Genomic DNA, 3,194 nt, shown 5'->3' on the forward strand with positions numbered 1-3,194 from the left:
TGCTTAACGTAGACGGCGGGGTAGCTATGGCATTTGTGAGATAGGTTTTTCAAAAACCCATGAAAGTACCAGTAATTGCCATATTTGATATAGGGAAAACCAATAAAAAGCTGTTTCTATTTGATGAGCATTACCAGATCGTCTATGAAAAAACAGATAGCTTTTCAGAAACTTTAGATGAAGATGGGGAGGCCTGTGAAAATCTGGACAGCCTTCATTTATTTGTATTTAACTCGCTCAATGAAGTATTAAAAATTGAGAAGTTCAGTATAGAAGCTATTAACTTTTCGGCCTATGGCGCTAGCCTGGTATATATGGACGAGGAAAATAAACCTCTATCTCCATTGTACAGCTACCTGAAACCCTATCCGGAGGCATTGGAAATGCAGTTTTATTCGACTTACGGAAGCCAGGAAAAGATCATGCTGGAAACGGCCTCTCCGGCATTAGGAAGCTTAAACTCAGGGCTGCAGTTATATCGCCTTAAATATGAGAAACCCGAGATTTTCGCAAAGCTCAAATACGCCCTCCATTTGCCGGAGTACTTGAGCTTTCTTATCTCCGGAACTTGTTATTCTGGCCTCACCAGCATAGGCTGTCACACCTGGTTATGGGATTTTAAAAAACACGACTATCATTCCTGGGTTTACGATGAAAATCTGCAAACCAAATTGGCTCCCATACATTCTTCAGAAGAAATTTCCTTAGGCACCTTTAATGGAAAAACTTACAAAATAGGAGGGGGGCTCCATGATAGTTCTGCAGCCCTCATCCCATACATGGTTAATTTCAGTGAGCCATTTGTCCTGATTTCAACCGGTACATGGTGTATCAGTCTCAATCCTTTCAATAATACACCCTTAACTCCGCAGGAATTAAGGAATAATTGCCTTAGCCATTTGAGCTACCGGGGCAAATCAGTGAAGGCTTCGCGGATATTCGCAGGCTTTGAACATGATCAGCAGGTGAAACGAATAGCGAACCATTTTAAATTCGATAGTAGTCTGTTCAAAACTATGGAGTATGATTCTGATATTATTGCGAAGCTGAAAGCTGATGGGCACCTGGAGTATCCTCCTTCACAACTAGATAATCTTCCAAAAGAGTCTGCTTTCCAGCAAAGGGATCTGGCTGATTATGAAGATGCTGGGATCGCTTATCATCAATTGATTGCAGATCTTATCCACCTGCAATACGCATCTACAATGCAGATTATTTCTGGCACAAATACAAAGAAACTCTTTGTAGATGGCGGCTTTAGCAAAAATGTAATCTATATGAATCTTCTTGCTGCGAAATTTAAGGATATTGAGGTCTATGCTGCAACTATGGCACAGGCTTCTGCATTAGGTGCTGCGCTGGTAATTCATAAGCATTGGAACACGAGGCCTTTAGCTGGTAATATTATTGGCTTAAAGTATTATCCGGCGAATTATTAGATTGCCGTATAAGCTACTATAGACCTGCCATTTTACTTTGCAGGGTTATTCACTGCTCAATTACGGTAAGAATTTAATACTATAGCCGCTCTCAGAATTTAAGGGAGCTATTGGCTGTGGGAATTTGTCGTTTTACCTGAATATTCACCCCATCAGCCTGCCGTTGCTCAAACAGTGCAAGGGTCTTGCTTATCATGGTGTTCATCGAAGTTGGGTTTGTTAGAAACTGCGCTATCTAATGAGCTTTTGTCGTGACCGTCAGGAAGATATTGGAACCTGCATCTTTGGTTGCCTCTAGCAAGATTTCTAGTAACGAAATTGCGAAAATCCAAATCTTATCCTCACACAAACAGGGATCAAAGAGGGATGAAAGAGGGATGAAAGAGGGATAAAAAAGGGATAATTATACTTTTTTATTTCTTTTTTATTACTGTTTAATTTATAATTTATTTGTTTTTTCTGACGATTTTTTCTTATATTCAAATACAAAAGATTATGGTATGGGAAAATTTATAAATGGAATTTCCGCCCCTTTTATCGGAAAGGTCGGAACGGTTAGCGGATCATCCCGACGGGGTATCCCTTACATGAAGGGATCATATAAACCACGCAAGACAAATGTCAGCGAAAAAGAACTCCGTAACAGGGAGAAATTTAAATTCACACAGGCCTGGCTCAAACCGCTTTTGCAGGTTGTTAGAGTTGGCTATAAAAATTACAGCGTAAAATCTGAGGGTTTTGTTTCCGCGAAATCTTATCTATATAAACATGCGCTAAAAGTAGAGGAGGAGACTTTCAGCATCGATCCGGGTTTGATGAGAATTAGCTTTGGTGACCTGCCTTTGTCTGGAAATGCAGCAGTAAGTCTTACTGGTGTCCACGAACTAACATTTACATGGGACACGGAGAACATAGATAGTGTTTATAAAAAGGATCAGGTATTAATGGTAGCGTACAATATTGCTGGCGAGCATGTCTCTTATGAGCTTAATGGGCAGTTTAGGTCGGTGGGGAAGGATGTTTTACGGCTATTCCAGGATTATAAGCGGGGAACGATTCTTCATGTTTACATAGCTTTTATTGCAGCAGATAGAAGCAGGCAGTCGGATAGTATGTATTTGGGGGAGATTATTATTTAAGCACAGGCAGGATCGCCGGGTCAAACACTTCCTGTATTTTTTCTGTGATCGAAACTTCTTTTTTATTGTTTACCTAAGCATCCTTAGTTTCATACTTATCTCAAAATTCCCGTTCGTATAGTTGCTTAAAGCTGAGGTGGCGGGTGTATAAATCCCCTGGAATCCAAAAACTCCATAATCTCGTCCCATATCGAAAGTGGTGCTTTTTGAGCTGTGGTAAACGCCGAGCAGGTTTAGTTTATTGTCGGCAAAAGTCAGGTTAACACCAGCATCAACGATATTGTCAAATTCTTTGATGTCGAGATAAACAAGCTTCGGCTCTAAGCTAATACCGCCCGAAGCTCCCGAAAGGTTAAATTTATAGCTGGCTGCTGTATAAAAGTTTACGAGATCGATGGGATTGATGAAATTGTCTTTTTGAAACAATGCCTTCATGTTCGGTAGCACACCCTGCAAGCTAAGCCCCTTAGAAGTGTAGGCTAAACCAAAGTCGTATAAATAGTATTAGTTTTTTATAGGGAGTGTAGCCGGTAAGAAAGAATACAGTGTTTTTGGCAATTAGCGATACAGAACATTCGGCAAGAATGCTGTCGAAGAATCGGCAAGAATGAATGCA

General features: G+C 40.4%; 2 protein-coding genes and 1 pseudogene. 2 read left to right on the forward strand and 1 reads right to left on the reverse strand.

What is annotated here, in order from left to right; genetic code table 11:
* Nucleotides 1-59: 59 nt before the first annotated feature.
* Nucleotides 60-1,439, forward strand: coding sequence for an FGGY-family carbohydrate kinase (locus WBJ10_RS05140; RefSeq protein WP_424288457.1), 1,380 nt, complete (start codon nucleotides 60-62; stop codon nucleotides 1,437-1,439).
* Nucleotides 1,440-1,939: 500 nt separating this feature from the next.
* A complete protein-coding gene (locus WBJ10_RS05145; RefSeq protein WP_424288458.1) occupies nucleotides 1,940-2,578 on the forward strand; it encodes a DUF6266 family protein in 639 nt (212 codons plus the stop codon).
* A gap of 69 nt (nucleotides 2,579-2,647) precedes the next feature.
* On the opposite strand, the pseudogene WBJ10_RS05150 reads toward WBJ10_RS05145, so the two are convergent.
* Nucleotides 2,648-3,061, reverse strand: a pseudogene (locus tag WBJ10_RS05150) (type IX secretion system membrane protein PorP/SprF); the annotation flags it as partial.
* Nucleotides 3,062-3,194: the final 133 nt, after the last annotated feature.

This window comes from Daejeonella sp., from assembly GCF_049655485.1.
Classification (GTDB): domain Bacteria; phylum Bacteroidota; class Bacteroidia; order Sphingobacteriales; family Sphingobacteriaceae; genus Daejeonella.

What these genes read in the sequence shown, in the direction of transcription:
- WBJ10_RS05140 (WP_424288457.1), top strand. Translation starts at nt 60, where the DNA reads ATGAAAGTACCAGTAATTGCCATATTTGATATAGGGAAAACCAATAAA.
- WBJ10_RS05145 (WP_424288458.1), top strand. Translation starts at nt 1,940, where the DNA reads ATGGGAAAATTTATAAATGGAATTTCCGCCCCTTTTATCGGAAAGGTC.